This is a genomic window from Streptomyces sp. NPDC057543 (genome assembly GCF_042801895.1).
Classification (GTDB): Bacteria; Actinomycetota; Actinomycetes; order Streptomycetales; family Streptomycetaceae; genus Streptomyces.
Map to the genome: position 1 here is coordinate 1 of NZ_JBHVFF010000456.1, position 4,347 is coordinate 4,347.

Annotated in this window: 3 protein-coding genes and 2 pseudogenes; 2 read left to right on the top strand and 3 right to left on the bottom strand. The window is 66.8% G+C overall.

Annotated features, from left to right (window positions below; translation table 11 throughout):
- Positions 1 to 471 precede the first annotated feature (471 nt).
- Positions 472 to 1,767, top strand: coding sequence for an N-acetylmuramoyl-L-alanine amidase (locus ACFU8Q_RS39560; protein WP_384464498.1), 1,296 nt, complete (start codon positions 472 to 474; stop codon positions 1,765 to 1,767).
- A 490-nt stretch (positions 1,768 to 2,257) separates the two neighbouring features.
- Here ACFU8Q_RS39560 and ACFU8Q_RS39565 read toward each other — a convergent pair whose 3' ends face one another.
- The gene (locus ACFU8Q_RS39565; protein WP_384464501.1) at positions 2,258 to 2,536 is read right to left on the bottom strand and encodes a hypothetical protein; all 279 of its coding nucleotides are present in this window, start codon (positions 2,534 to 2,536) and stop codon (positions 2,258 to 2,260) included.
- A gap of 41 nt (positions 2,537 to 2,577) precedes the next feature.
- On the opposite strand from ACFU8Q_RS39565, the pseudogene ACFU8Q_RS39570 reads away from it, so the two are divergent.
- Positions 2,578 to 2,880, top strand: a pseudogene (locus tag ACFU8Q_RS39570) (transposase); the annotation flags it as partial.
- A gap of 585 nt (positions 2,881 to 3,465) precedes the next feature.
- Here the strand turns inward: ACFU8Q_RS39570 and ACFU8Q_RS39575 are convergent.
- Positions 3,466 to 3,963, bottom strand: a pseudogene (locus ACFU8Q_RS39575) (HAD domain-containing protein).
- Positions 3,960 to 4,347: transposase (locus ACFU8Q_RS39580; protein ID WP_384464504.1), on the bottom strand; the 388-nt coding region annotated here is incomplete at its 5' end. The gene ACFU8Q_RS39580 and the pseudogene ACFU8Q_RS39575, both read right to left, overlap by 4 nt.

Here is a 4,347-nt window from a genome sequence, read left to right on the forward strand (position 1 = left end):
CGCCCGTCGAGTACGAAGCCAATTACTACATGGAATCCACGAAACCCCAGGTCACAACCACAATCTGAGATCTCTACCGAACCCGGGGCGGTTCAGAGTAGCTCACCAGCAGGTTCTTCGTCTGCTGGTGGTACCACGTCCGCGCCTTGCTTGACCAGGGAGTATGGCTCCGTTGACGGAGCGCATGGGGAAGTTGGTCCGGGAATGGCCCGGATCTTGGTAGACCATGGCGAAAGCCGTCGCCGGGCCCCCAATCTGGTTCGTGGCGGGCACCTGAGCAGCCCGGTCCCGTACGTCTTCCTTGGACGAGACCGAACTGCGGTGTCAGGACTGTTGTAGATATTCAACGATCGTGAAAACCCTGGACATTGGGGCAGTCAACGGGTTAGAAGGAAGGCTGCCTGCTGGCGTACACGGAGCAGCGTGGCGTAGCGGCGAGAGACCCCGGACAGCCCTGGAGAGGAACGCCTCATGTCCTTCGAGCCCGTGTACATATCCCGGCGCAATGCCCTGCGGGCCGGCGCCGGCGCAGCAGCCGTCGCCGGTCTCGGGGCCGGCCAGTTGGCCGGTGCGAGCGGTGCCTCGGCCGCCGCTCCGGCCGACCTGTCGGACACCGCGTACATCATGAGCTGCGACGAGTGGGGTGCCCGGCCGCCCGCCGGGGAGCTGTCGACCCGTACGGGCTCCACCCGGCGGATCGTGGTGCACCACATGGCGTTCCCGAACACCATGGACTTCTCCATGGAGGCGGCCATCGCCTGCGCCGAGCGGGTCCAGTACATACACATGGACAAGAACGGCTGGTCGGACACCGGAAATCACTTCAGCATCAGCCGCGGCGGCCATGTGCTGGAAGGTCGGCATGGCAGCCTGGACGCGCTCGAGGACGGCGGATACCAGATCGTCAGCGCGCACGCCGTCGGCCAGAACACCCAGTCGATCGGTATCGAGAACGAAGGCACCTACATCGACGAGCTGCCCACCGGCAAGCTGTGGTGGTCGCTGGTTCAGCTCTCCACCACCATCTGCACCCAGTATGGCTTCGGCGCCCAGAACATCACCGGCCACTGGGACTGGAACAACACCCAGTGCCCCGGTGCGAAGTTCTACTCCACCTTCCCGCTGCTGCGCCTGCACGTCGCCAAGCGCCTCGGCCAGGACCCGAGCAGCATCCCGGCCCGCACCTGGCCCGACACGTTCACCTCCTGCGCGGGCGCCACGGTCCGTACGCTGCAGCACCTGCTGAACACCCAGGGCTTCAACCTCGTTGCGGACGGGGCCTTCGGCCCGGCCACGCTGGCAGCCGTGCGCGCCTTCCAGACGGCGCACGGCTTCCCCACCGCCTCGGACGGCACGATGACCGGGCCGACCTGGGAGGCGCTGGCCCCGGAGATCGGCATGGGTGCCACCGGGTCTGCGGTGCTCGGCGTCCAGTCGATTCTGGCGACCAAGCTGTACGCCGTGAAGGCGACCGGCACCTTCGACCGGGTGACGTGGGTCGCGGTCGCCAAGCTGCAGGCCCTGCACGGGCTCCGGGTCACCGGGCGGGTGGACCTGAGCACCTGGTGTGCCGCGCTCGGCGGTGTGGTGGAGGAGAACTTCCGCGGGCTGAAGGGCAAGGCGGGGCTGGAAAGCGAGCTTGTCGTGCCGGAGGCCGAGTCCCTGCCCCCCGTGACCCTCGCGGCGGACGGGGTCGTGGCGAGCGACGTACCCACCACGCAGTTCGAGGAGTTCCCGGTCGACCAGGACGTCCAGGAAGGGGTGTAGGCCCTGCGTCGGCGGCGCCCGACCCCAGGGCGCCGAAGGGCCAGTACGGTGTCGATGGTCCCGAAGAACGCCGCGATCCCGGGCAGGTTCAGCCCCTTGGCCTGGGACGCGGCGAAGTCCTCGCCGCTCGCCCACTTCGATGTCCAGCCACTCGCCGTCCGTGACAGAGTCAGGTCGCGAGGAGCTGAGCTCTGAGGTGGAGTGTGGCGGAGAGGCGCATGCGGAACTCACCGAGGTCTGGTGGCCTACCGGGACTGATCCCGGCAGGCGGCGCAGGGCGCCGGTAGGAAGCCGTCCTCCCGGCACACCCGTCGCCGGCGATATCGGCAGGCGCTCGGTGAAGGTCTGTCCGCCGTCGCGGGCTTCATGGACGCCGTCCTGGGCAGCGGCCAGGACATGGTCCGCGGCAAGGGCGGTCAGGGCCTGCGGCCGACCGCCGGGGACGGTGGCGGTCTGCTTCCAGGTGTTCGAACTGGTCGGCCCGAAACCTTCAGGGTTGGTCCTTGGCCCACCACAAGAACGCGGCGGCGTGCTGCTGGTTGGCGAAGCCTTCGCCGACCAGGGCGTGCAGGATGTCGTTGCTCCAGAGGATGAGCCGAACGAGTGTCCAGTTGATCGACTCGGGTGCTGGCAGATCCAGTCCGTAGACCATCCGGGCGATTTCGCGCTGGCCGCCCGCCTCCGTCGTGTACTTGAGGATCGACAGGAACCGGTCAGGCTGCATCACGCAGAGAACCCCGGTGAGGAGGGCTTCGTTGAAACCGGTCATGGCGAACGGCCTGGTGCCGGTCAGCAGTTCCTGCAGCCGGTCCTCGAGACACCAAAAGCTGGGTCGACACCGGCTTCAAGAACGCCGTGATCGAACACGGCGCCAACCTCGGAATCGACGTCGAAGTCGTCAAAAGGAAGCCCGAAATCCGCGGCTTTCACGTCGTTAAAAGGCGCTGGGTCGTCGAGCGAAGCCTGGGATGGATCACGCTTCGCCGGCGTCTGGCCCGCGACTACGAGACCCTCCCCGCCAGCTCCGAAGCCGTGATCCTCATCGCGTCAATCGACAACCTCACCAAGCGCATAACGGACGAGACCACACCTACCTGGCGAGGTACCTACTAGGGCATACGAGGCGATCTACCTAAATCAGATGCCCTCCGAGACCCCGCGTGGGGATGATGTGCCGACCGTCCCATGCCATGCGCGTATGCCTTTCCAGGAGAGGACTTCTCCGGGAACTGCCGGGGCCAGCCGTGAACGGAGAACCGGTCAGGAGAAGCGCGGAGGTGCCCGTACCGGCGTTCTCCGCACGACGGGTGGAATGCACTGCTGCGCTATACATCCGTCCGTTCGTCACATCGTGATGGGTCGCGAGCGGAGCAGAGCCGTCGAGGTGACGGCGAAGGGCATCGACGAGGCGGGACCCGTCGGACGCGTCGTCATGTACGTGTGACATCCGGACCGTCAGCGGGGCACTGGGCCAGGAGACGATCGAGACCGCGGGGGAGACGGCTGCGGACCACCAGCTGACCGTTCCCGCATGGAGGTCTGCCGGGTTCAACCCTGCCGGGGCGGCTTCGGCTGCGGTCATCTCCCCGAGCGGTCCTTGCAAGATGAGATCGTCGTCCAAGGCGCTTCCTTGTAGTCGTGCGGCGTTGTGGGCTGATCTCGGAGCAATTGTCAATTCCTGTGGATCACCGCGGAGCCTCAAGTGGCCCGGAGCCATTGATCGAGGACTGCGAAGTCTTCATTGGTGAGGCCGCGGGACGACGCGATGCGGTGGAGGAGGGCCGGGGTCGGGTGGTGGGTGGACACCCGGTCTCGATCGGCGTCGGTGATCTCGTCGTCGACCCAGACGAACGGGCGTCCGTCCGCCCATGCCGCCAGGGTTCGGGTCTTCCAGTGGAGTCCGTACCACTTGTTCTCGCGTTCATGCGCGTCGGAGGTTTCCGGCCAGGTCACGACTGGCAGGGGCGGCAGGCCGAGCCGCGGTGCTATGTCGGTGTTCGCCTCCTCCTCCCAGGTGGTGGCCTAAATCAGCTCGCACGGCAGTGCCGCGATGCGAGGCCCGATGCGCGCGTCGAGCCGCGGCAGGTGCGAATCTGTCGCGGTGCTTGACGGTTCGCGCTGCGGGCCGTCGCCGAACGGCAGGAGAGGTCCGTCGACGTCCAGGAACAGCAGCGGGCGTTCCTTGCGCTCACTCATGCCGCAGCCTCGTGCTCACGTTCGATCAGGACGCCGCGTTCGAAGCGGGCGCCGTTGCGGACGAGGGCGACGAGGTGGGGTGCGGTGATCGCTCGCCAGCGGGCCTGGGCGGACTCGGCGAGCTTGAACACCATCGCCAGGGCCGCGGCCGGGCTGCCGGCGCCGCGGGTGACCTTGGTCCGCAGCTTTACCGTGCTGAAGGTCGACTCGATCGGATTCGTCGTGCGCAGGTGGACCCAGTGCTCGGCCGGGAAGTCGTAGAACGACAGGTGTTCATCGACGTTGTCGGTGATCTTCTTGACGGCCTTGGGCCACTTTGCACCGTAGGCGCGCCCGAAGTCCTTCAGCGCCTTCTCGGCGTGATCGCGGTCCTCGGCGTTGTAG

Bases quoted from the DNA above. Each gene is read 5' to 3' on its own strand.
- ACFU8Q_RS39560 (WP_384464498.1), top strand. From the start codon at position 472: ATGTCCTTCGAGCCCGTGTACATATCCCGGCGCAATGCCCTGCGGGCC.
- ACFU8Q_RS39565 (WP_384464501.1), bottom strand. From the start codon at position 2,536: ATGACCGGTTTCAACGAAGCCCTCCTCACCGGGGTTCTCTGCGTGATG.